The sequence below is a fragment of the Alistipes senegalensis JC50 genome (assembly GCF_025145645.1).
Taxonomy (GTDB): Bacteria; Bacteroidota; Bacteroidia; order Bacteroidales; family Rikenellaceae; genus Alistipes; species Alistipes senegalensis.
Genome location: NZ_CP102252.1, coordinates 86087 through 112225 on the forward strand (window position 1 = coordinate 86087; position 26139 = coordinate 112225).

General features: G+C 59.9%; 13 protein-coding genes. All 13 read right to left on the bottom strand.

Annotated features, from left to right (window positions below; genetic code table 11):
• Nucleotides 1–34 precede the first annotated feature (34 nt).
• Complete coding sequence (locus NQ519_RS00315; RefSeq protein WP_019150063.1) at nt 35–2239, bottom strand: glycoside hydrolase family 3 N-terminal domain-containing protein; 2205 nt, start codon at nt 2237–2239, stop codon at nt 35–37.
• Nucleotides 2240–2265: 26 nt separating this feature from the next.
• A complete protein-coding gene (locus NQ519_RS00320; protein WP_019150062.1) occupies nt 2266–3039 on the bottom strand; it encodes a hypothetical protein in 774 nt (257 codons plus the stop codon).
• A gap of 12 nt (nt 3040–3051) precedes the next feature.
• Complete coding sequence (locus NQ519_RS00325; RefSeq protein WP_019150061.1) at nt 3052–5769, bottom strand: sugar-binding domain-containing protein; 2718 nt, start codon at nt 5767–5769, stop codon at nt 3052–3054.
• 21 nt (nt 5770–5790) lie between these two features.
• Complete coding sequence (locus NQ519_RS00330; protein ID WP_026076381.1) at nt 5791–7053, bottom strand: glucuronyl esterase domain-containing protein; 1263 nt, start codon at nt 7051–7053, stop codon at nt 5791–5793.
• Nucleotides 7050–8237: a glycoside hydrolase family 88 protein gene (locus NQ519_RS00335; RefSeq protein WP_026076380.1), complete on the bottom strand. Its 1188-nt coding sequence runs from the start codon at nt 8235–8237 to the stop codon at nt 7050–7052. The genes NQ519_RS00330 and NQ519_RS00335 overlap by 4 nt, the downstream gene beginning before the upstream one ends.
• 12 nt (nt 8238–8249) lie before the next feature.
• Entirely contained in the window at nt 8250–10034 is a 1785-nt protein-coding gene (locus NQ519_RS00340) for a glycoside hydrolase family 2 protein (RefSeq protein WP_019150058.1), read from the bottom strand.
• Nucleotides 10035–10055: 21 nt separating this feature from the next.
• Nucleotides 10056–12128, bottom strand: coding sequence for an alpha-amylase family protein (locus NQ519_RS00345; protein ID WP_019150057.1), 2073 nt, complete (start codon nt 12126–12128; stop codon nt 10056–10058).
• A 31-nt stretch (nt 12129–12159) separates the two neighbouring features.
• On the bottom strand, nt 12160–14031 hold the full coding sequence (locus tag NQ519_RS00350) for an FAD-dependent oxidoreductase (RefSeq protein ID WP_026076379.1): 1872 nt from the start codon (nt 14029–14031) through the stop codon (nt 12160–12162).
• A gap of 13 nt (nt 14032–14044) precedes the next feature.
• Nucleotides 14045–15616 (bottom strand): hypothetical protein, encoded by a 1572-nt coding sequence (locus NQ519_RS00355; RefSeq protein WP_026076378.1) that lies wholly within the window; start codon nt 15614–15616, stop codon nt 14045–14047.
• A 118-nt stretch (nt 15617–15734) separates the two neighbouring features.
• Complete coding sequence (locus NQ519_RS00360) at nt 15735–16985, bottom strand: SusE domain-containing protein (protein ID WP_227901060.1); 1251 nt, start codon at nt 16983–16985, stop codon at nt 15735–15737.
• A gap of 110 nt (nt 16986–17095) precedes the next feature.
• Nucleotides 17096–18790: a RagB/SusD family nutrient uptake outer membrane protein gene (locus tag NQ519_RS00365; protein WP_019150053.1), complete on the bottom strand. Its 1695-nt coding sequence runs from the start codon at nt 18788–18790 to the stop codon at nt 17096–17098.
• Between the two features lie 13 nt (nt 18791–18803).
• On the bottom strand, nt 18804–21818 hold the full coding sequence (locus tag NQ519_RS00370) for a SusC/RagA family TonB-linked outer membrane protein (protein WP_019150052.1): 3015 nt from the start codon (nt 21816–21818) through the stop codon (nt 18804–18806).
• 328 nt (nt 21819–22146) lie between these two features.
• Entirely contained in the window at nt 22147–26118 is a 3972-nt protein-coding gene (locus NQ519_RS00375) for a hybrid sensor histidine kinase/response regulator transcription factor (RefSeq protein ID WP_019150051.1), read from the bottom strand.
• Nucleotides 26119–26139: the final 21 nt, after the last annotated feature.

Sequence of the window (26139 nt, forward strand, 5' to 3'; positions counted from 1 at the left end):
CACGGGCAGTTTCGACGCGAACCTCCGCCGGAGGCTACTCCGTCAGCGTCAGTTTCACCTTGCGGTCCTTGACGATCACATAGTAATCGCCCGTTTCGAGGAATCTCCGGCCGTCGCCGTCCGTGAAACTCAAATCCCGCTCGGGGTCGATCTCGAACCGGAAGAGATGCGTTTCGCCGCACCGGATCGGCTGTTTCTCGAAATGTTTCAGCTCCCGGACCGGACGCGAGATCGTGCACACCGGGTCCGACACGAACCAATGGACCGTTTCGGCTCCATCCATCTTTCCGGTGTTGGTCACGGCGATCTCGACCGTCACTTTGTCACCGCGCCGGAACGTCACGGCCGACGGTTTCAGATCGCCGTATTCGAACGTGGTGTAGCTGAGCCCGTGGCCGAACCCGTACAACGGTGTACTGGGAATGTCCTGATACTTGCCCTGATGCGTGCGTGCGCTCTGGCGGTGATTATAATAAATAGGTATCTGGCCGGTCGAATAGGGAAAGGTCATCGCCAGCCGGCCCGACGGATTGATCCGTCCCGCGAGGATTCCCGCAAGCGGACCGCCGCCCCTCAGACCGGGCTGCCACATCTGGACGATGGCCGCGCTCAGCGGTTCGAGCCGGCACAGCTCCAACGGACGGCCGCTCGAAAGCACCAGCACGATCGGCTTGCCGGTCTTCGCCAGTTCGCGCGCCAGCCGTTCCTGAATTTCGGGCAGCGCGATCGAGGAGCGCGAAGCGTTCTCACCGCTCCAATCCCGCTTCTCGCCCAGACAAAGCACCACCACGTCGGCGGCGGACGCCGCGGCGACGGCCTCCCCGAAGCCGGAAGCATCCTCCCCGTCGAAGTTGCAGCCCTGGGCATAGAGCAGTTCCGCTTTGTCCCCGTATTCCGCTTCCAGTCCCGCGAAGACGCTCACCACGTCCTCCGCATCGCCCTTCGAGGACCACGATCCCAGCAGGTGATAACGGCTTTTGGCAATGGGACCGACGACCGCGATCCGGCGGACGCCTTTCAGCGGCAGCACGTCGCCTTCGTTCTTCAACAGCACCATCGACTCCGCGGCCAGCTCCTCGGCGATCCGAAGGCTCTCGGGCAGCAGGAAACGTTCCTCCTCGGTCGAATCCGGAGTGTAGGGCCTTTCGAACAGTCCCAGCCGGAATTTCACCCGAAGCACCCGCCGGACGGCATCGTCGAGCTGCTCCTGCGAGACACGCCCCTCACGGACCAGTTCGGCCAGGTGGGCGTCGTAACAGCGGTTCATCATATCCATTTCGAGTCCCGCGACGAAGGCTTTTTCAGCCGCTTCCTTTTTGTCGGCGGCAACGCCCTGGGACCTCAGCTGCTGGATGGCGCCCCAGTCAGACACGACGAACCCGTCGTGTCCCCACCGCTCTTTGAGCACCTCGGTCATGAGATAGCGGTTGGCCGATCCGGGAGTTCCGCTGATGTCGTTGAAACTGCTCATCACCGTTGCGGCTCCGGCCTTTATGCCCGCCTCGTAGGGCGGCAGGTAGGTATCCCAGAGCGTCTGCCGCGAAATCTCCGTGTATACGTAGTCGCGGCCCGCCTCCGAAGCGCCGTAACCTGCGAAATGTTTGAGGCAGGCAGCCACATGGCGGTCGTCCGACAGATCGTCGCCCTGATAGCCCTTCACCGTGGCCGCACCGAAGACCGCATTGGCGTAGGGGTCCTCGCCGTAACCTTCGGCCACACGCCCCCAGCGGGGATCGCGCGCCACGTCGATCATCGGGGAGAAGGTCCAGTCCACTCCCGACATCCGGGCCTCCTGCGCGGCGACCCCGGCGGCCTTTTCCACCAGGGCGGGATTCCACGAACAAGCCTGCGCCAGCGAGATCGGATAGGTCGTGCGGAAACCGTGTATCACGTCGTGGCCGAAGAGGATCGGAATGCCGAGCCGCGACTCCTCCACGGCTTTGCGCTGCACCCGGTTCCTCAGTTCGGGGGAACTGCCGTAATAGATGAGCGAGCCGATTTCGGCCGGAATGTCGTTCACCGGATCGGCCATGTTGTTGGCGTTGTCGTTCCGGCCGAGCGTATACTGGTTGAGCTGCATGACCTTCTCTTCGAGGGTCATTCTCGACAGCAGGTCCCCGACGCGCTCCTCGACGGGACGGGACGCGTCCTTGTAAACGGGTATGCGTCCGTGTGTTTTCTGTGCCCGGGCTCCGGCCACGGAGACCGCCGCCAGGCAGAGGATAAGGATCTTTTTCATTCGGTCGTATTGATTATTCGTACTGATTATTTGAACACGGGTTTGTCCGAAAGACGCATCGCCGCATCCGGATCGTTGTTCCTGATGTCGAAAACGACGATCCGGTTCCCTTTCGTTTCCAGAACGTCGTCCGGAATCCGGATCGACTGCTGCTTCTCCTCGTCCCAGAAGGCGCCCAGATAACGGCCGTTGATCCACACCTCGCCCATCCCCCATCCCGACACGTCGAGATAGACGCCGTTTCCGGCCGCACAGTCGAAATACCCGCGGCGGAAGCAGGGAACGTTGCAGGGCCCCAGAGGGCCGAAATCGAGCGACTCCGTGTCGGCATCGCGGACTTCGAGCGGCGTGATCCTCCAGCCGGCGACCTCTTCGCCGCCGAGACGGACGCTGCCGAACAGCCCCTTCGAATTGTCGAGGATCTCCGGACCGTAGGTGATGCGGCCGATATTCTCCACATAGAGTTGCAGCGCATGAGAGCCCGCTTCGGCATGCAGCGTCAGCGTTTTCCGGCTGTCCGTCATCGTACCCCGGAACTCCCCGTCGAGATACACCGCGGCATAGTCCCGCACGTTCGCCAGCTCCAATTCCGCATCGCCTCCGGGAAGCGTCACCTCCGCTTCATAGAGCACATAGCCGAACTCCATCCCGAGATCGTTCATCGGAAGCGGTTCATCGGATTCGACGGACTCGCCGAAAACCTGCGTCAGCGGAGCGCTTCCGGTCATTTTCAGCTCCTGCGCCCCTCCGACGAGAGCCGTCAGCAAAAAGCCGCAGAGCAGTATCGTCTTTCTGTTCATGCGATTCACGGTTTATCGAACGAAGGAACGGATGAACGATTCGTCCAGCTCGACCTGAGGATCGAAACGATCGCTCCGGACGTATTTGTCGATGCTTTCGAGCAGCTGGCGCGTCGCAGGACGCTCGTCGAGTTTCTTCCGGGTATCGACGGCCAGCACGAGCAGCCGGCCGCCGCCGACGCGGGCTTCGAAGCCGATACCCAGCTTTTCGTTGTTGTCGAAACTGTCGATCACCTGGATAAACGGACGGAGTTCGCGCGGCGTCTGCTGCATCTCAATCACCTTGGCATTTTCCAGAATGTCCCACCACTGCCAGTCGGTGTGGTACGATGTCGGGAAATCGGCGAATACCGGTTCGTCGGCATGGATCAGACAGCCGATGGTCATAGGCGCCCAGGCGAACATGATCGGATTCCAGAAATGGTTGTGGAAAGTCGATTTACGCCCTTTGACCTTGCCCGGCGCAGGGGTGAAGACCACCTTTTTCCCGGCGGCCAGATACGATTTCGCCCGGTCGTCGAACTCCGTCGTATAGAGCACGTCGTCGTCCGACCGCATCAGCGACGGATTGCGCGGGAAGACCCAGATGTCCCAGCTGTTGCCGATCTCCCCGCCGACGCTCAGATGCACGGTCATTTTCTGCGCTCCCTCCACCTTGTTCAGGGGGATCGAGAACTCCCCGACCGGGAAAACGCCATCGACGCCGACGGTCTGCGTTTTCAGCGATCCCCTGGCGACGGTCTTTCCGGCGCTGTCGGTCATCGACCAGCGGATTTTCGCATTCCGGAGGGCCGAGCCGCTGAAATTGTACACCTCGGCTTTCGCCGTGAAGGTCTCATCGCAGAACCATGCGCTTTTCGGATAGCGCAACAGAGCCACCGTCGGAGCGCAGAACGCCCGCCAGTCCTCGGGCGTCACCAGCCCTTTGGAATCCCAGAACGGATCGAGCACACCCACCGGAGCATAGCCCTGCCCCGGAAAATCGTTGAGCGACAGCAGCTGGAATCCGGCCGACTTGGACGAACGGAGCAGCGCCTCGATCACAGCCTTGTACTCCACGACGGTCAGCGCTCCCGACGCCCGGAAGAAATCGTGGGCCTGATCGAGCATCCCGTTCGCCTCCAACATTTCGCGCCACAGCTCGAAATTCCGGGCCTGCACCGGCCCCGTGAACTTCTCGATCTCCCGGAAATCGGGATATACGCACCGCTGTCCCGACTCGTGGGAAATGACGGGCACGTCCACGTCCGATTCGACGCTGCGGTCCCAGTCGGTCGAAGGACGGCCTTCGTACACCTTCACGGGCCCCTTGTTGGTCTGCTGCGAAACGTAATACTGGTCGGAAGGCACCCGTGTGCGGGCGGTCGAACCGCTGTAAAGATGGCGCGTGTCGAGTTTGCGCCCGTCGGAGGTCAGCTCCTCGATGAAGTCGAAATTGCCGGTGATCTCGTTGCCGTTGCAGTAGAGCACGAATGACGGATGGTTGCCGTATTCGCGGAGGATCGCCCGCATTTCACGCCGGAAAAAGTCGTAGCGCGCCTCGTCGGGCTCGGCATCCTTGCCCCACATGGGCATTTCGATCTCGAAATAGACGCCGTACTTGTCGGCCATGCGGAAAGCGGCGGCCGGAGGACACCACGAATGGAAACGGACGTGGTTCAAGCCGTACTCCTTGACGATCCGCATGATCCGTTCCCACTCGGCATCGTCGAGCGGCGCGTGTCCCGTTTTCGGGAAAACGGCGTTCTCGACCGTACCCCGCAGGTGGATCGGACGGCCGTTCAGCAGCACATGGTTGCGGCCCTGAGCCACCTCGCGCAAGCCGAACACAGCCGATTTTTCATGCTCGCAGGCTCGTCCGCCGGCGGTCGTCGCCAGCCGGCACGTCACCGTATAGAGATTCGGATCGAATTCGTCCCACAGTTTCGCATCCCGCCCCAGCGGAATGCGTTCCGTCAGGTCTGCCGTCTCCCCGTCGCCGCTCACGGGCACTTCCCGGGTCAGTTCGAGCCCGTTCCCCGAGACGGTGAACAGCGCCTTGCCTTCGAACGGCTTCCGGGTATGGTTGGCGATCGTCATCCGCACCTCGACGCTCCGGTCCGAAATGCGCGGGTAAAGCTGCATGTCCTCGACGAAGACCGGGTCCACGGCCACCAGTTTCATTTCGCCGAGAATGCCGTTCCAGTTGATCTGCGTGAACTCCGTATGGGCGTGGTCCCACTTGTGGGTATTGTACTGGAAGCGGTTGTCGATGCACACCGTGATACGGTGCGTCTTTCCCGGAGTGACGAAATCGGTCAGGTCGTGGTTGTGCGGAACGCTGATATAGTCGATGCGGCTCACCTCCTTGGTGTCCACCCACACCGAACTGAGCCAATGCGTACGTTCGAAATAGAGGAAGATGCGCTTGCCCTTCCAGTCGGCGGGAAACTCGATGTCGCGCTGGTACCACGCCGGACCCATATATTCGTAGACGCGCGTCAGGCGATCGACATGCCGGTAGGGAGATTCATACCCGATCTTGTAGTCGTCGGTGATGCCGGGAAGCGTGATCGTCTCTTGAAGTTCATGGTTGTACCTGGGCGAAAGCGATCCTCGGCGGAAATCCATCACGTCCGTCTGGAACCGCCACTCTCCCGAAAGGTCCACTTCGCAGGTCTGCGCGGACGCCGAAGGGAAAGTTTCCAGGAACACGATGGCAAGGAACAGTTTTAGAAACCGGTTTTTCATGTATCGTCGTTTGTTTTAGGGTTATTTCAAATAGTTGTCGGCAAACTTCACGAATTGCCGCCAGTCGTAAAGCGTGATGTCGTGGCCGCCCGAACGGACGTGGTAACCGATCCGGCCCGACATGCAGGGTTCGTCCGCCGGCGGCAGTTCCGTACCGTAAAGCCCCTCCGATCCGAACAGCTCGTAGACGGGGGTGGCATGGACTCCCGCGAGAAACTCGCCTTTCACGTCGGCCCACTTGTCCCCGGCCGCACTCGCTATGTAAACCGGGCGGGGAGCTATCAGCGCGATGAGTTCGTGCTGATCCACGGGCAGCGCGTCCTCGTTGCCGGCGTAGCGTTTGTAATTGTCGCAGAACCAGTGCGGGAAAAGCCGGTTTATCCGGGCCACCGTCTCCGCATACCGACGCCGGGCCAATGCCGCGCCTCCGCACCCCGAATCGTTGGAAACGACCAGGGCGAAACGCGTATCGACGGCTCCCGCCCACAGCGCGGCCTTCCCGAGGCGCGAATGACCGATGACCGCCACGCGCCCGGCATCGACATCCTCGTCGGTTTCGAGGTAATCCATCGCCCGGCTGAGCCCCCAGGCCCATGCGGCGATCGTACCCCACTCGTCGGGAGCAGGACGGGTCTGACCGTCGCGGTAGAACAACGGATGAACGCCGTTTTGGAAGCCGTCGTCGTAATCGGGATCTATGTCGCCGCGGTAGACGGTCGCCAGCCCGTAGCCGTTGGCGATCAGCATCTCGACCGGCCAGCGCGAAGCCGCCGCAGCCCGCGGAAATCCCTCGGAGGGGCCTTTCCCCGGCTCCGTCCGAAGCGTCGAGGGCGTGACGAGCGGATCGTCGCAGATCGTATGGTTACCCTTGAAATTCAGCCCGAGGAACACCGGAACGGCATCCGTGCGTTTGTTGGGCACGTACAGCAGGAGGGTCATGAAGTGTTCTTCGTCGTCGGTGAAATAGACCGCGATCTCCTTCCGGGTGGCCATGTTGCTCAGGGCGTAACGGTCTTCGCTCAGCACTTCGAAATGCACTCCTTCGGGACGCCCGGGCGCCTTTCCGTAGATCTGCGACTCGAACAGGGCGAGGAGTTCGGGACGGCGTTCGGACATCCAGCCTTCGGCGTCGGCGACCCTCCGGCCGTCGGACATCGTCAGCGGATCGGGCAACGTGTAGGCCGGAACCCGCGATTCGTCGTAATTCATCGCCGGCTCCTGCGCCCGGACGCCCGACACGCCCAGACAGCACAACAACAGCGCGTATTTGCGAAAGAGTCTCATGACTGCAATCTGCGTTTGAGGCGGGTGAGGGCCTCCAGGTAATAATAGTCCGCATAGGTCAGCGGCACGTCCACCTCGGACGAGAAGGGATAGGCCCCCGTGGAGTGCATGAGAATGAAATCCCCGTTGGTCCCCTCCGGTGCGGTATATTCCGGCGAAGCCAGACTGCGGATCTGCTTTTCGGCGAAAGCCATGTATTCGTCCGCCTCGGCGCCCTCCGCGAAACCGCTCAGTTCGATCAGCGCCGAAGCCATGATCGCCGCGGCCGAAGCGTCGCGGGGCGTGTCGGGAATCTCCGGAGAATCGAAATCCCAGTAGGGAACCCCGTCGGCCGGCATATTCGGATGGTTCAGAAGGAACGCCGCGATGCGGCGGGCCTGTTGCAGATAACGTTCCTCCCCCGTCAGACGGAACATGCAGGTGTAGCCGTAGAGTCCCCACGCCTGTCCGCGGCTCCATGCCGAATCGTCGGAGAAGCCCTGATGGGTCTGCCGGATATGGGGTTTGCCCGAAACCGTGTCGTAGGAGACCACGTGCCACGAACTGAAATCGGGGCGGTAATGATATTCCATCGTCTTGTCGGCGTGCGAAACCGCCATCTTCCGGAAAGACTCGTCGCCCGAATAACCGGCCGCCCACAGCAGGAGTTCGAGGTTCATCATGTTGTCGATGATGACCGGGTACTGCCACTTGTCGCGGTTGTGGTCCCACGAGCGGATCAGACCCACTTCCGGCTTGAAACGCGTCGCCAGCGACCGGGCTCCGGTGAGCAGCACCTCTTCGTAGGACTTGTCCCCGGTGAGGCGCAGTCCGTTGCCGAAACTGCAATACAGCATGAATCCCACGTCGTGGTTGTCGGTCGTATATTTTTCGCGTTCGACGCGCGCGGTGTACATCCGGGCGTATTCCAAAACCCTCGGATCGCGGCTGTTTTCATACACGTACCACAGCGTTCCCGGAAAAAATCCGCTGCACCACCAGCGCGAATCCGACGAAACATCCTCGCCGTTCTCCCACGTGCGCGGCAGGCGGCCTTCGCGGCCGCTGTACTTTTCGGCCATCAGCAGCACCTGCCGCTCAGCCCGGGCCAGCGCGTCGTCCACGACCTCCGCCAGCGGTTTTTCCCGGCCGCCGCAACCCGCAAACAGTACGGCCAGCCCCATACATAGCAATATCTTCTTCATCGTCTTGTATTTTTAGCGTTTATCGTAATAGGCTTTCATCAGATACCACGCTTTCTTGCGGTATCCCCGGTCCGAAACCAGTCCCTTGCGGTTCCAGCCCTCCTGATTCGTGGGATGGAACCGGAACGGCGAACGGAAATCGAAGAGAATCCACGGCGACACGCCCCGCAGGTTGGGAATGTTCTCGAACATGCGGAGGTTGTCCCGGTAAAGGGCCTCCTGATACTCTTCGCTCCACGAACTGGCCGTATCGGCCGCACCGTGCTGTCCGTAAAGAGCCTCGCCGCCGAATTCGGAGATGATGAGCGGTTTCCCCCGCGCAACGTCCCACACAGCCCGATCGGGCGTGACGGGCCACGGATGGTACCAGCCCATGTATTTGTTGACAGCCACGACATCCAGCGCCTCGATGAACGGATCGTCCATCACGAACAGCTGACGGTCGCGGTCGAACCGCACCAGATCGAAAGCCGCGACGATCAGCCGCGTGTCGTCCAGCTCCCGGCAGCAGGAGATCAGGTAGCGGAGAAATTCGTTGCGGGATTCCGACGGCTGCGTCTCGTTGGCCACGCCCCAGAAGGTCAGCGCACAGCGGTTCCTGTCGCGCCCGACCATCTCGCGGATCATGCGGCCCGCCTTCTGCCGGGTGGCGTCGTTGGCGAAGTCGATGCCCTGCCAGATCGGAATCTCCTCCCAGAGCATGAAACCCATCTTCTCGGCCAAACGGACGATGTATTCGTTCTGGGGGTAGTGGGCCAGGCGGATCATGTTACAGCCCAGCGCCCGGGCCTCGGACAACAGCATCACGGCGTCCGACTCGGAGAACGCGCGGCCCATGCGCTGCGGTATCTCCTCGTGGAAGCTGACCGATTTGAGGAACACGGGCGCGCCGTTGAGATAAATGTCCTCGCCCTCGACCCGCACGTTGCGGAAACCGATCATCTCCTCGACCCGGTCGCGGCCCGCGGAAACGATCACCCGGTAGAGTTTCGGGTCCTCGGGCGACCAGCGTTTCAGGTTCTTCACCCGGAACGAAAGCGCCGCCGCACCCCGTTCGTCGGCGGAAGCCGTCTCCCGGACTTTCAGTTCGGGAATCTCGACCAGCACGGAGGTCCCGGCAGGAGCCCCCGACAACCGGACATCGGCGCTGATCCGGTCGGCGGAATCCTTGTCGAGACGAATGAAATAATCCTCGACGAAGGCTTCGGGAACGCTGACGAGCGACACGTCGCGCGTGATGCCGCCGTAATTCCACCAGTCGAAAGCCATCGCCGGAATGGCATCGGGCGTGCGCGTGTTGTTCACCTCCACGGCGAGGAAATTATCCGCCGGTTTCAGTCTGCCGGTCACCTCGATTTGGAAGGGCGTGAAACCGCCCTCGTGGCTCCCGATCTCCTCGCCGTTGAGATAGACCCGGCAACGGTAGCTTACGGCCCCGAAATGGAGGAACAGCCGCCGTCCGTCCTGCCGCGGAGCGTCGAACCGCCGGGCGTACCAGACCGTACCTTCGTAGTATTTCAGTTCGGGCGTCTGGGAGTTCCAGTCCGAGGGAACATCCAGCCGCAACCCGTTTTCGAACGCATATTCGTAAAAATCGGTCTTTCCCTCGGGTTTGCGGTTCAGGTAAATCTTGTTCTTGCGTCCCTGATCGTAGAGATCGACGACGGCGTCCCATTTCCCGTTCAGCGACTGCATCTCGCGTCCGTAAACGTTGGCGATAAGGTCCTGCGCCCGAACTCCCGTCACCGCGAGGAACGACAGGGCGAGCGTTATTGCAAATTTTGTCAGCGTTTTCATGTTCGTTTCAGATTCGTAAATTCAGGGTTTCGGTTTACGGATTATCTCATAGCGGTACATCGCATAGTCGTCGGGCGACGGCAGTTCCACTTCCAGCTCTCCGCGGCGGCCGGCCTTCCGCACGGCGGCTTTCCCGCTGCCCAGCACGGGCGTCAGCCGCACCGTAGCCCCCTCCGGCAGCCACGTTCCGATACGAGTCCGCCGGTCGGGATGCTGCTCGCGGAAGAAGATGAAATAGCCCCGGTCGCCGTTCAGCGACTGGAATCCGGTCCACGACCGTCCCGACGGTTCGTCGCCCACGGGCAGGATCACCCCGCTGTGGAAATCGTGCTGCACCTCCTTGTAACGTCCGATCTCCCGGCCGAGAGCCAGTGCTTCGTCGGGAAGCCCTCCCGCCTCCATCCAGGCCAGCGGTTGCCCGGCCATCGTCACGGCGAAAAGGTATCCGAAACCGTAGTTCGCCGGGGCGAAGCGGTCGCCGGCATATTTTCCGGCATTGCGCCACTTGTTCAGGAACTCGATCTGCAACCGCTCGGCAGGGACGTATTTCGACAGCATCCACAGGTTGCGCAGCGTCCAGTAAGGGTAATAGTTCTGCCAGTCGGTATAGCGGTTTTCGAGGAAAACGTTGCCGTACTCGTTGAACATGTGGTAACCTCCGCGGCGGCCGGCCGTGGCGTCGAGGTTGAACACCACCCTGCCGTCCGTCTCGGCCAGCACCCGGTCGAACAACCGCCGCAGGTTGGCCTCGGCACGTTTGTCGGGAATCGCAAGACCGTCGATCTTGAAGGTGCGGATGCCGTATTCGTCATGCAGGGCGATCATCGCCCGGGCGTCCTTCTCCCAGTCGGCATAGCCGTCCTGCACGCTCGGATTGAACCAGAGGCAGATCTCCACTCCCAGCTCCCGGCCCAGTTCCACGACGGGATGCAGACCGTTCGGATACTTCTCCGGATCGGGTTTCCAATAGTCGGGATTGTCCCAGATGTTCCGGAACGAGCCTTTCGCCACCGCCGAATTGGGGCTTTTGCCGACCTGCCAGCCGTCGTCGATCTGAAAATGCGTGATGCCGAGGCATGCGGCCCGCCGGACCTCCTCCAGACAAAAGCGTTCGTTGACCTTCGTATCCTGACTGCGGTCGCCCCACGTGTTCATCATCACCATCTCGTCGCGCCCCGGGAGCTGTTTCCGCAGCTGTTTCTGATAGCTCCGCAGAGCGGTCAGCTGCTCCAGCTCCCCGCCCGACCAGACGCCGACGACGCATCCGTAGGCCCTCATCCACTCCCCGCCGTCGAGGTCCCGCTCCGTAAGACCGAGCCCCGAAACCGTGAAATTCCCGAATTCGGCCGTGAAATCGTAACCCTGATAGGCCGGCTGCACGTTCGAACAGGGAGCCTCTTTCAGGAAAAAGAAGCCCCGGTCGTTCTCCCCGCTGCGGGCGAACAGCAGATTGCCCCGGTAGTGGTTCTTCCGGTAAGGGATCACGTCGGTCTCGAAGACCAGATTGTTGTTCCAGTCCGTAACGTCCTGAAACTCGACGATCCGCGTCTGCCAATGGAACCCGCCGGGATTGAACCGGTCGAGCACGCTCGAACTCCCGAGCGCACGCATATCCTCTTTCGACTCGATGTTCTTCCGGTCGCCGAGGTTCGCGGCACGGTCGCCGGCAAGCGCTCCGGCGGCGCGTCCTTTCAGGTAGGTGTCGCAGGCAATGGCCGGAGTATCCCCGTAAATCCGGTAGACCCGCCGGACGGCAAGCGCGCCCAGCGAAAATTCCACGGTCGTTTCCAGGTATTCCGGATGGATTCCGGTCTCGCCGATCCGGGCCGACGAATACGTTCCGGCAGAGGCTTCGGCATCGCCGGGAATCTCGAAATCGGGCGCCGGAGTGCGGTTCAGCCACACCTGCCCCGACGACTTGTCGGTCAGGCTGTACGTCACGAGGTTTCCGCCGTTCCAGACGAATTTCCGCTCGATCCGGGAGTTGCCGATCGTCAGGGTGTCGTTTCGCAGACGGCTGTAACAATCGTCCTGCGCAAATGCACAGGCGCCGCACAACAGCGCCGCGGCAAGTATCGGGAATGTGTGTTTCATCGTTTCTGAAAAATCCGTTTCGTCGTCGTTTTCAATCGTTGCGCAATGCGCGGGGAGCCTTCAGCGAAGCCCCCTGGTTGAATCGCTGGTTGTCGGGAACGTCCTTCCTGCCGACGCCTTCGCGCATCAGCGATCGCAGTTCGTCCAGATGCCGCTGATAGACCCCGCGGGGCGAGGTTCCGTATTTCCGGCACAGCGAAGCCGCCATGCCGACCACTTCGCCCATCATGCCCGTCGTGCGCATCACGCGCACGGAGCCCAGCGCCACGTGCGTCACGCTGATATTTCTCCCGGCCATGAACAGATTGTCCACGTTGCGGGAATAGAGGCACCGGTAAGGCACGGCATAGGGATAGATATGGACGTGCTTCGTGGCCGCCTTGAACTCCCGGCCCGGGAAGCGCACGGAATTGAGCGAATCGGGGAAATGCAGGTCGAGGTCCCAGGTCGTGGCGAAAGAGGCGTCTTCGTGGAAAACGTGCTTGTCGATGTCGTCCTGTTTCAACACGTAGTCGCCCAGCAGCCTGCGCGATTCGCGTTTGCCGGCGACGTAGGCCACCCAGCCCAGTTCGCGGTTGCGGAATTCGCCGTTGTCACGGAGTCCGTTTTTCAGGAAACTCCAATTCGAATAAACCACCAGCAGACCGTAGTCGCGGATGCGTTCGAAATCGGCGATCTGGTCGAGATTCATGCCGGTTTCCCATTTCCACTCGCCCATCGTCACCTTCTCGCAGTTCGTTTCGTCGAACCTCAGGCCATAGCTGAACACCGGAAAATCCGTCTTTTTACCCGCATCGACCGAATACCACTGCACCGACGAACCCATCGTCATCCTGTCGGCGGCCGCAGGGGCCAGCTCCTCGCCGAATTCGTCCCGGCTCTCGCGGCCCATCCGGAAATCGGCCCCGGCCAGAAACCCGACCGTGCCGTCGCCCGTACAGTCGGCGAAAAGCGGCGCTTCGAGAAGCGTCTCCTCCCCGGTTTCGATGTGGCGGACGACCACCGAAGCGATCCGGCCGCCGGTCGTGTTCACGGCGACAGCCCGACAGCCGGCGAACAGGGCGACGTTCTTTTCGGCGGCGATGAACTCCTCCTTTTTCGCATCCTCGTAGTTCCCGGCCGGCTGGGCGTTGCCGCCGCGCGAGTGGCCGAATTCGCGGATCATGCGCCCGAGCCCCTTGTTCGGGCCGACCTCGATGACACCGCCCAGATGTACGCGGACTTCGGAGCTGTTGTTGCCGCCCAGCACCGGACGGTCGTTGACCAGCGCGACCCGGCATCCCAGCCGCGAGGCCGACACCGCGGCACACATCCCGGCGATGCCGCCGCCCACCACGACGAAATCGAACGACTCCACGCGCTGCGGCGTATCGGGAATATGCAGCATCCTGCGGCGGAAAGCCGCCAGCTCCCCGGAATCGGCAGGAGGCACATCCCCCTGATCCCGGGTGAAATAGACGGCGTCGCAGCGGCCGTCGAAGCCGGAAAGGTCGGTCAGCGAAACTTCGACCGGACCCTTCCGGACAGCGACCCGTCCGGCATACTGCCACATCCACTCCCGGCCCCGGTTTCCCAGCACCTCGGGCAGCGTCCGTTTCCCCACCCGGAGGGAGAATCTCCCGGGGCCCTCGCCGTCGTACCAGGGAGCGACCCAGTTGAACGTCCGCACGTAGGCGTGATAAGTCCCGGATTCGGGGAATTCGACGGTCGTAACGGCGTCCGCCACGGGTTTGCCCATGCCGTGTGCGATGAGATACGGCGATCCCATCAGATCCATGAACTGCTGATCGACGGACCAGCCGCCCTTGTCGCGGAAACTCTCGGCCTCGACCCAAACGCCGGTCCCGAAAGCCGTCGTCGAGGAGAGCAGCAATGCGGCGGCAAGCAAAACAACCCGTTTCATAACTTACCCGGCACTAATGAATCTGAACGTCGAGCAGTTTGACCCAACCTTCGGCGGTCTTTTCGTCGTTCACCGCCAGTTCGATGGCCGGAACGTTCTCCTTCGTCGTATCGACGATGGCAATGCCCCACGTATATTTTCCGGCGGGGAGATCGACGGCAGGCGTCTCGAACGTATAGGAGAAAGGTTTGCTCTCGACCCACGTCGAAGGCTCGCACTCCCCGTCAACGAAGACCCGCTGCGCCTTGCCCGAAGCGTCGAGCAGCGCATAGGCCACCTTGTATTTGTAGTTCCACTGCGGAAGGTTGTTCGGGAAATAACCCCAACCCATGTTGCGCCAGCGCGAAGCGACCTTGACGCGGCTGCCGGCGTTCACCTGGTCAGGAAGGGTCACCTGGTCGGGATAAAGGCGGTAACCGCCCTCGGAAACAAAACGCTGCACGAGGTTGAAAGCGTCGCCGAACCATGACTCGGTCTCCTGCCCCACACGGAAGTCCATCATATTGACGTGCGCCTCGGCCGAAGAGTCGAATTCACCCTGGCGGACATCTTCGGGATGGCCCTGGCGATAGCCCGCCGGATCGTTCCAATAGCTGTGGCTGCTGACGATGTAACCGCCCTCCATGATGATGGGAACCTTATAGCGCCACTGCGCGGCGATGGCCTTCTCCCAGGTGCTGTAACCCCAGCTGGCGTTGTTCATGCCGAAGGCGTCGTGACGCAGGCAATAGCCGTTGGCCACGGACAAGGCGACCAAACTCTCGCTGTTCGGATTGGCCGTGCCCTCGCTCGTGGGATGTCCCAGCACGCGGTGGTAGTTGATAACGAGGGGAACCTGCGTGAAATACTTGGCATAGAGCTTCGTGATCCAGTCGAGCACCTCGCGCTTGACCGTCTCCGTATTCGCGTCAACGGCCGACACGTCGTCCTTGTTGTAGGCCACGCTGTGACCCTCGCCCCATTTCCCGAGGCCGTAGCCGTCGATGAACGAGGTGTTCTCAGGATCGTTGAATTCCGCGGCGAAAGCCTCGACGAACTTCTCGTAGTAACGCTGGAAAACCGGGTCCTGCGGCATGGGAGTCTTGCGGTCGGGGTACTTCGGCTCCGACATCGCATATTCGGCCCCGGCGTCGTAAACGAACTGGGGCGTGTTCGCTCCCTGATCGCGGCCGTCCACCACGACGCGGAACGCAATGGGAAGTTTCCGTTCGCGGGCCGCCTGAACCAGCTTGTAAATCTTCGAATCGGGATTCTTCCAGGCATACTCGCCGTCGGCGGGATTCAGCACGGACCATTTCGTGCGGATGTAGCAGGCGGAGGCATAGTCCGCCACCTTCACGTTCTTGCCCAGCAGAGGCACGTAGATCTCCTTGTCGAAATACGAAGGATCGTAGTCGGCACTCACATACATCACCCAGCCGTTCAGCGGATTGTGCAGCACCTGCGATTTGTTGTATGCGGGTTTCACGGTCACGCCGGCGATCTTGCCGCCGTCATCCTCCCCTCCGCCGCTGTCTTTCGAACATCCGCAGGAGGCGGAGCACAGAAACGCGGCCAAAAGGCAGGCCGTCATCAGATTTTTCATAGCAGTCATATCGTTTTTGAATTGATGGACAACATGTCGGAAAAACAGCGCCGTATCGTTCTGTCGGCCGGAACCCAGTATCCAGTCCGATACGGCGCTGTTTCAGATGGCCGCGGTCCTATTTGTTCCGCGCAAGGATCGTATTGTGCCGCAGATCGAAGATCAGCAGGTCGGAAGCGGGAATCGTGTAATACGAGTTACGCGTCTCGCCGTCGGCACCGCCGTGCAGTTCGCTCTCCTTATCGAGCACCAGCGTGAGGTTCTGGCGTTTGCCGTCAGCCGTCAGCGGGTTGGTGAAGCAGTAAGCGTTGTTCTGGTTGTAGTCCACACCGCCGACCGTGAAATTCTGGGCCACGCAGAACTTCATGCCGCTGGACAATTTGGTGCCGTTATGCTCCTCGGCATCGTAGATCAGCACCTGAGGATCGGCAAGGCTCTGTTTCAGGTTGAGTTTGCGGACGCCCCAACCCGTACCGGCTCCGTAGGCCCAGAGGTCGATTACCTCGATCGTCGTCTCGGGATTGGCCTCGGCACCGCTCGGACGGAACGTCACGGAGAGCGGTTTCAGGTCGGTCGCCGGCGAGTAGATGCGCACCTGCTTGTTCTCCATGTCGATCAGCAGACGGTAGTTGCCGGCGGCCGGAATGGCCCACGAAACGGGATCGTCCTGCATCTTCACGTCAACGAGTTCGCCGTCGCGGAGCGCCCCGTTGCCGTCGTTCGGAACGATATAGTAGGTCTGTCCCTCCAACTCGACGGGGATTTGCAGCTCACCGATGCTCAGCGCGCCGTACCACGCGTAGAGGTTCGCATTCTCGACCGTCTTTCCGATCTCCGTGACGCTGCTGAGAGCCGTACCGGAGAGCGACACCTTGTCGGCGTCGAAAACATCGACCTTGATCGGGGTGACGGTCACCTCGACGGTCCGCACCTCGGGCATTTCATAAGTGGGACCGCCCGCATACTCCGCGATGACGCGGAACGCCAGCGTAAAGGTCTTGTTCACGGGCACTTTCCAGCGCTCGTTGGCCCAGTTGTTGAGCTGCTCGGAGGTGTAGCTCCGGCTGAATATTCCGTCGTCCTCGCTCGTCTCGATGGTCGTGGCCGAACCGAAGTTGTTGGTCAGCAGGTCCAGTTTGGTCTTGTAGGAGACCAGATACTCGTCGGACATCGGACGCGCCGGCGTCCAGTCGAAAGTGAGGACCGTAGCCGTCAGGTCGTTTTCGTCCAGAGCGATCTGGGAGGAGGAGGCGGTCAGTTCGAGGGTCTCCCTGACCGGGTCGCTGTCATGCTCGTACGGGTCCCACGCACAAGCCCACTGGCCGAGTGCCACAAGGGTCAGCAGCGATATGTTACATGCAAATTTCATCTTTTTCATAGCTGTTTTTTTCGTGTTTGCTGATAGGGTCCGGAAGCGTCCGGACACATTGCTTTTCTTGTTCGCCCGGAGGCGGGGCCGAAAACCGGTCGGACCGGTCATCAGCCCTCGTAGCCTTCGTAACCGGGGTTCTGCGGGAATTCTCCGGTGTTGGCGTCGCGGACAGCCTGCGGAATGGGCCACAGCACATGAAAATCCTGGATGAGGTCGCGCGCCTCAGGATTGTACTTCTTCACACGCTCGATCAGTTTGCCCGTGCGCACCAGCGTAAAGCGGCGGCTCTCCTCGCCGTACAATTCGCGGATACGCTCGTCGAGCAGGTAGTCCATCGTCATCTCGTCGTCGGAAACGTCGGCCACCTTGGCACGGCGGCGCACCTCGTTCACGGCATCGGCAGCCTTGTCGGGCATGTTCTGACGCAGGTAGGCTTCGGCCAGCAGCAGATAGGTTTCAGCCAGGCGGAATTTCGTGCGGTCCTTGTACGAACCGGTGAGCTGCAAATTCTCCTCTTTTCCGAAAAAGAACTTTTTCAGCGCCGGAAAAAGCTGGGCCTGCGACCACGATTTGTCGTCGATGGGGCATTTCTGGCCGAGTTTGTTGGGCGTCAGCGGGTTGTTGTAGTACCAGTTGCGCTTGATGTTGTACTCCGAATTGCGGATGTCGCCGTCGTCGAAGATACCGTTCTCTTTGATTTCGGGGAAACCCTCCTTTTCGCCGGCGGTCGTGGCGTTCGTGCCCTTGACGCCGATCCACCATTTCAGCGGATAGATCTGCGCCAGACCGCGGCCGCCGAGCGAATCGGCCAACGCAAAACCGTCGATGGCATGGTACTGGGGATTCCAGGCGCGACGGGTCCAATCATCGGAGTTCGTGCCGCCGCCGACGGTGTTGTACTGGAACTGCATGACCCAAATGCTCTCGGTATTGCCGGCCGAACGGTTCTGGTTGTTTTCGAGGAACATATCGCTGAAATAGTCGCCGGGCTTGCTCTTGTCGGCACCGTAACGGCTTTTCACCAGGCTGTAATGCTTGCTGTCGATCACCTCCTGGGCATTCTCCTCGGCCAGCTTGTAATCGCCCTCAGCGCCGCGCAGCAGGTACATTTCGCTCAGCAGGTGGCGTGCGGCCCACGTCGTGAGCTTGCCCTCCTTCACCGCATCGGGATCTTCGGGAAGATGCTCCTTGGCGAATTTCAGGTCGTCGATGATGTGTCCCAGCACCTCGATCTTGGGGTCCCGCGAGAACGAAAGCAGGAAGGGTTTCTGGATGGTCTCGACCCAGGGCACGTCGCCGTAGAGATAGACCAGCGTGCGATAGGCGTATGCACGGAAGAACCGCGCCTCGGCCTGATAGAGCTGTTTGTCGGTCGGATAATCCCAGTTGTCGTTCTTCTCGGAATAGATCAGCAGCTCGTTGGCCGAACCGATCAGGTTATAGGCCCAGTTCCAGTACGATCCGACGAAAAGCGTCGAGGGATTGAGCGTCAGCTCGGCGAACGGAACGAGCGAACCGTCGCGGACAGTGCCCATCCGGCAGAGATCGGTCGAAATCTGCAACACTTCGTAGGCGCAGGCACCGTTGTGCATGAAGGCACCCTGCTCGCCCCAAGTGTTGTACTCCGAACGGGCGATGGCATAGAGTCCCGTGGAGCCGACCTCGAAGCCCAGCGAACTGGTATAGGTGTTGTCGGGAGCCAACGAACTTTTCAAATCCTCTTCCAGAAAGGAGGTACAACCCGCAACGATTGCCAGAACCGAGCATGCGGCGCTGAGTTTGATATAATTCATCGTTTTCATAATCAGTTCTTACTTAAAAGGTTAAGGATAATCCCAACACATAGGAACGGGCGGTCGGGAACGATGCGAACCAGGTGTTGTCGTAGTTCAGCATCTGCCGCATGTTAGAGAAGGCGCACACGTTGTTCACGCTGAAATTGACATCGATGGCGCTCAGGCCGATCTTGCGGACGAATTTCTGGTTGACGCGGTAGCCCAGCGTGATGTTGCGCAGCTGCACGTAATTGAGCTTCTTGTAGTAGCCGTGGTCGAAAGAGGCCTGGTAGCCCGGCGAAACGACCTCCGCATCGGGAGTCTCCGGCGTCCAGTATCTCACGCCGTGGATGTAGTTGCCCGAACCGAACGTATACGAACCGATGTTGGCCACGTTGTCGGTCATCCATTTGCCGAAGACGCCGTTGAACAGGAACGAGAAGTAAAAATCCTTGTATGTAAAACGGTTACCCATCGACATCGTGAAACTCGGCTGTTTGCTTCCGATGACTTTCCGGTCATTGGAGTCGATAACGCCGTTGCCGTCAACATCCTCCAATTTGGCGGCGCCGGGCGTGGCTCCCGTCTGATGAGCCACCTCCTTGCCGTCCTTGTCGGTGAAGGTGAACTCGTCGCCCTGCTGCCAGATGCCGATCATGTTCCAGTCGTAGTAGACCGACAGCGGCTTGCCGATGAACCACTTGTTGTTGATGTCGTCGTTGCCGTCGCCGCGCAGTTCGACGATCTCGTCGCGGTTGAGCGAGAAGGTGAAATCGGTCTCCCAGCGGAAATTCGTCTTGCGGATATTCTGCGAATGGAGCGTCAACTCGATACCCTTGTTGCGGGTTTGTCCGACGTTGTAGAGGATCTTGCTGTAACCGTTCATGATAGGCACAGAACGCGACATCAGCAGATCGTGCGTATTGGAAAGATACATGTCGATCGTACCGCCCAAGCGTCCGTTGAAAAACTGGAAGTCGATACCGAGGTTGGCCGTATAGGTCGTCTCCCACTTCAGGTCGGGGTTGCCGATGCCATCGCTCGGCAGATAGGCCGAGTTGGCGGCGCTGCCGCCGTCGCCCCAAATGTACTTGACGCCGTTGGTTGCGTAAAGACGGTCGAGCGACTGGTAGCGCGAAATGGCGTTGTTGCCGTTAGCGCCGTACGACAAGCGGATTTTCAGCATGTCGATCCACGAAGCGTTGTCCTTGATGAAACTCTCTTCGCCCAGATGCCAGGCTACGGCGGCCGAAGGGAAGAAGGCCCATTTGTGATTTTCGGCGAATCCCGAGAACGAGTCGGCGCGTCCGGTCAGCGTCAGCAGATACTTGCTGTCGAATCCGTAGTTCACGCGGAACATGCCCGAAACGAAATTCTCCTTCCAATAGGACGAACCGATAGTGATCTTGTTTTCGGCGCCGTCCATCCGGTAGAAGCTCGAATCGTCGTTCACGAAGCCTTCGCCGCTCTGCGAAGCGCCCGTATACTGGGTTTCCTGCATGGAGAACAATCCCGTGAAGTCGATATGGTGCTTTTTGAAATTGCGGTCGAATTTCAGCACGTTCTCCCACGTCCAGTCCGTCGTGTGGTTGTTATCCAGTTCGGCGCGGCCGTCCACCTTCTTACCGGTCACGGTGTTGCGGCCGTAGTAGGTGCCGTTCAGCTGGCTACGGTAGTTGTAGCCAAACTGCGAGCGGAACGAGAGACCCTCGACGGGAAGTTTGATGTCGAGAAAACCGTTGGCCATGAAGTTGCGGCCCGTGCGTTTCTGATCGGCGTTGACATCCTTCATCGGGTTGGGCAGGTTCGAATAGTCCATCGGCTCCTCGTAATAACCGCCCGTCTCGTCCTTGTAGATGCCCCACGGGCTCTGCTTGATGGCGTGTTCGAGGTTCGGCGTCGCACCGCCGCTCTCGCGGTTGACGAACTGCGTGGTGAGGCCCACCGACAACCAGTCGTTCATCGTCTGGTTGATGCTGGCGTAAACGGTCGTACGCTGATAATTCGAGTTGTAGACGACGCCGGGATTGTCCAGGTAGGAAACGGCGGCCATGTAGGTCGTCTTTTCACTGCCGCCCTGGAAGCTCAGCTGGTGGTCCATCGTGAAGACCGTGCGGAAAACATAGTCCTGCCAGTCGTTGGTGACGCCTTTGGCGTAGTTGACCTTCTCGCTGGCGCTGATGATCGAACCCACCAGCGGATCGAGCTGCTCGCCGCTGTAATTGTTTTTGAGCCGGCCCATGTCCTGCTTGAAACGGATGAACTCGTTGGGACCCATCGTCTCGATGCGCTGCATCGGTTCGGCGACGGAGAGTTTCGTCTTGTAGGTCACATGGAAACTGCCTTTCGATCCGCGCTTGGTCTGGATCAGAATGACGCCGTTCGATCCGCGTGAACCGTAGATCGCAACCGCCGAAGCGTCTTTCAGCACCGACAGGCTCTCGATGATGTTCGGATCGAGGTCGGCCAGGCCGCCCGAATAGGGAATGCCGTCCAGGATGATCAGCGGGTCATTGCTGGCCGTCAGCGAGTTCTGGCCGCGGATCAGCAGCGTCTGGTTGCTGCCCGGAGCCTCGTTGCCGGTGGTGATGTTCAGACCGGCGACCTGTCCGACCAGACGGTCCATCAGGTTGTTGGTCGAAACCATCTCCAGCGTCTGTTTGCCGACCACGGCAAGACCTCCCGTGAGGTCCTTCTTCTTCTGCGTACCGTAACCCACGACGACCACTTCGTCGAGGGACTGCGCATCCTGCGCCATCTTCACGTCCACGACGTTGGACGTGCCGATCCCGATCTCCCGGCTGGAATAACCCAGGCACGAGAAAACCAGCGTCGAGGCCGCGGGGGCCTTGATCTCATAAACACCCTGCGTATTGGTGACGGTAGCATTGTTGTTCCCGCCGTCCTTTACGAGTACGACGACACCCGCCAGGGGCGCTCCGTTTTCATCGGTGACCTTTCCGGTCACGTTAATCGCATTCTGTGCAAACAAAGGTCCGGCTGACAACAGCAGCAAAACGGTCATCGCCAGAGTGCCTTTAAGCATTTTGTACATTCTTATCATAAAAGGTTCCGTTTGGGTTAAAATTGCATCTTCAAAAGATTGTGCGGACGGCAGGAGAACCCGGTCGTCCCTGGGCGGTTTTCAGGTCATTTTCCCATAAGCATTCGGTTTTAATTCGCATTTTCGGTTAGTTTTTCCGGAGAGTCCGTTTCAGCTCCCGGCAATGCAAATATCCAGAAAATGAGTTCATAACATGGTAGCCATTTATTCAGAAATGGTTCCATTTTGTACGAATCGCACAAAATGGAACCATTCCCGGCCGAACACGGCCTCCCCCCTTGTCGCGCAGGGCGGAAACGGCGCGGCCGGTCGCCAGACATTACGCCTTTTTCTTGAATTCGGAAGGGGTCAGCTCGAAGTGGCGCTTGAAACAGATGCTGAAATATTTCGGATTGGCGAAGCCCGTCATGATCGAAATCTCGGAGATCGTCAGGTCGGACTCCCGGAGCAGCTGGGCGGCGCGTTTCAGCCGTATGTCCATGATGAACTCCTTGATCGACATGCCCGTAATGTCGTTCAGCTTCTGGTAGAGGAGCGTCCGCCCGATGGCCATGTCCGACACGAACGACTCCACGTCGTAGTCGTTGTTGTCGATGTTCCGCTCGATGTAGTTCATCGCCTTTTTCAGCAGTTCTTCGTCCACGGAGGAGATCGTGATCTTCGAGGGTTCGGCGATGTATTTCCGGCTGTAACGCTGTTTCAGCTCGTTCTGGGTCTTGATGAGGTTGGCCACCTGCCCGAGCAGGTAATCCATGTCGAAGGGCTTGTCGATGAACACGCTGGCGCCGCACTCCAGCGCCTTGATCTTGTTGTCGGCGTCTTTGCCCTGCCCCGACAGCATGATGACCGGAATATGGCTGGTCTTGATGTTCGACCGCAGGGAACGGCAGACATCGAAACCGTCGGCTTCCGGCATCATCAGGTCGGTGATGACCATCTGGGGATAGATCTTCTCCACCTTGGCAATGCCTTCCCGGCCGTCGTCCGCCGTATATACATTATAATATTCCGACAGCCGCCGTTCCAGGTAGCTTCTCAGATCCGGATCGTCCTCGATGACCACGATGTCGTATGCCTTGCGGACACGCCGGTCGTTCCGGTCCGCGGCATCGGACTCTTTCAGCAGGTTGTCGATCTCGGAAACCGTGTAGTCGTACGATTCGGCGGCGCTGTTGGTCTTTTCGGCGCTCCGCGAGAAGGGAAGCACCACCGTGAAGGCGACCTTCGAATTTCCCGAATGCAGGGTTATGCTCCCCGCCAGATTGCCGACCAGCTCCCGGACGATGGCGAGGCCCAGGCCGGTGCTGCTCTCGAACTCGGGACGGCGCGCGGAAAGGCGGTTGAACGATTCGAAAATAATATCCTTCTTGTCCTCGGGAATCTCCGCCCCGGTATTGGTGACCGTAAACGAAAGGTATTCGGTATCGGCGGCCGGCACCGCCCCTTTCGGCCACCGCTCCCGGGGAGCCCGGCCGATCTTCACCCCTACGTAGCCGTTTTCAGAGGTGTATTTGATCGCGTTGGAGAACAGGTTGGTGAAGATTTTCTCGATCACGTCGTGGTCGAAACTGGTGTAGAAACTCTCGTACCGGGAACTGAAATCGGTTTCGATGCCCTTTTTGCTGGCATAGAACTCGAACAACGAAAAAATGCTGTCGATAAATCGGATCAGGTCGCCCGGCTGCCGGTTCAGGGTCATTTTCTGGCTCTCGATCTCCCGGAATTGAAGCAGCTGGCTGATCATTCGCTGGATACGCCCCACGTTCTTTTCGATCAGGCGGACATAGTCGTTGCACGGGGCGTCCCCGGGCAAATGCTGTTTCAGCTGTTTCAGCGGATCGATGACCAGCGTAAGCGGTGTTTTGAGGTCGTGGGAGATGTTCGTGAAGAAATTGATCCGGGCCTGGGTCAGTTCTTTCATGTTCTGCTCCTTGATCCGTTCCAGTTCGAGCCGCTGTTGGAAGATCTTCTTGTCGGTGAAATAGCGCCAGATAAAGCTGGCGACAGCCAGCAGGAGCATCGCGTAAACGGCATAAGCCCAGCGGGAAAGAAAGGGCGAGGGGCTCACCTCGAAGCGCAGGGAGGAAACCTCGTCGCCCCACAATCCGTCGTTATTGGCGGCCTTGACCTCGAAGACATAACTCCCGGCAGGCAGGTTGAAGAACTGCACCGCCTTCTGACCCCGCGGGAGCAGGGACCAGCGTTCGGAAAGCCCCAGCATCCGGTAGGCATACTGGTTTTTCCCGGCGTCCAGGTAGCTGTTCGCCGAAAAGCAGATTTCGAGATTCGACTGCCGGTGCGACAGTTCGATGGCGCTGCCGTCGTCCCCGTCGCAGGCCATCGTGGTTATGGACCTCCGCAGGGGCGAGTCTTTGGCACCGGGCCTCACGGGTTCGCTGTTGATCAGCAGGTCGGTGAAAAAAACCTTCGGTTTCTGCTCGTTGTGCCCGATCTTTCCCGGATTGAACAGGATAAATCCGTCGGTTCCCCCGAAGAGCATCTCCCCGCGCGAAGTCTTATAGCAGGCCCGCACGTAGTAGGCCCCGCAAAGGTTCGGGCTGTCGATCTGCGACTTGCGGATCATCCGGCTCACATAGTCGTAATAATAGAGTCCGCTGTTGGTGCTGAACCAGACGTTTTTCGAAACCGTATCTTCCAAAATGCCGAAAACCGTTTTCCCCGACAGCCCTTCGCCGGTCCGATCCTTGAAATTCGCATACTCCCCGTCGCGGCTCAACAGGTTGACTCCCCCGCCGCGCGTCCCGAACCAGATTTCGGAACCGGACGTGACGCAATACGAACAAAGGTTGTTCTCCGAATAGGGAGCGTCGTCGAGGTAATAATGCGCCAAAATCCGCCGCGAAGCGGCATCCACGACATACGCTCCGTTGTGCGTCACCAGCCACAGACGGCCCTGTCCGTCGTGGAAGAGCGTTTCGACGTGCGGCCGGACCTCGTTTCCGCGGTCGTCCGTCAGGTGCACGGCCCCGACGATGCCGCTCCCGGCATCTCCGTACATCAGCTCGGCGTCGGGATTCGTCAGCCAGATTCCCGAATCGCCCTCCTGCACGAAATCGTAAATGCTCAACGGCTGCGGCGAGGCCGAACAATACATGCGCAGGTCGGTAAAACGCCCCCGCCGCGCGTCGAATAATTTGATGCCGCCGTTGAAAGCCGAAATCAGCAGCCTCCCGTCCCTGTCGTAGCGCAGCCGCTTAATCATGTTCGACGTAATGCCGCTGCGGCTCTCCTGCGTATAGTAGACGAAGCGGTCGTTTTTCCGGTCCCAGTAGTTCAGGCCTCCGCCCTCCGTACCGATCCACAGATTGCCCGCGTCATCCTCCTCGAAACAGCTGACGATGGGATGGTTCAGCCCGCCCGGCGTGGCCTTGAAATAATTTACGCCGCTGTCCGCCAGCGTCATGTAGGCCAGTTTGCCCCCGTAGGTGCCGACCCATACCCCGCCGTCGGGATCGGGAAATATCGACCACACCGAATTGTTGGGCAGCGAATAGGGATAATGGAGATTCGAACGCAGAAGGTGCGTACTGCCGGTCGCAGGGTCCAGAAGAAGGAGACCCGACTGCGTGGCCACCCAGATGATGCCCGACGTGTCGAGAAACAGCTCTTTGGCTCCGGCCGACTTCTCGTATTCGACCGGCAGCCTGAAATACTGCGTGACACGGCCGTCCCCGTCGCATTCGTACAGGCCGTCCATGAGCGTAAGGACATAGACCGACCCGCCGTACTCCACGACATCGCGGATCACACAGCCGTCGCCGCCCACGGTCGTGAAAAGCGTGTACTGTCCGGTCTCGCGGTTGAGCCGGTAGAGGTTCCCCTTCGTCGCGGCATAAACGTATTCGCGGGTGCATATCAGCGCCAAAGACGAAACCGAGCAGTCCGGAGGCCGTTCGTAACGCACCAGCTCGGGCAGGCGTTCCGGATCGAACGACTCGATGTCGTTGTTGCGGATCAGCCATACCGTACCGTCGCCGTTGACCATGACCGAACCGATATTCCCGTCCAGTACCGATTCGAAACTCCGGGAACCGTAGTCGAAGCGCAGCAGTCCGTGGTTGGTTCCGACGTACAACCCGCCGCGGTGGTCCGTGACCACCTGTCCGTAATTCCAGTAGGAACTCGGCGAGAGGCTCGTGACCAAATCGTCCATCCGGACGAACGCACTGCCGTTATACATGAACAGCGCATCGTATCCGCTGAACCAGATTCGTCCCACGCTGTCTTTGGCGATGCTGTGAATACCCCCGTAATAGGAGGTTTCCGGCATGGCGTGAAAGCGGTAATCCAG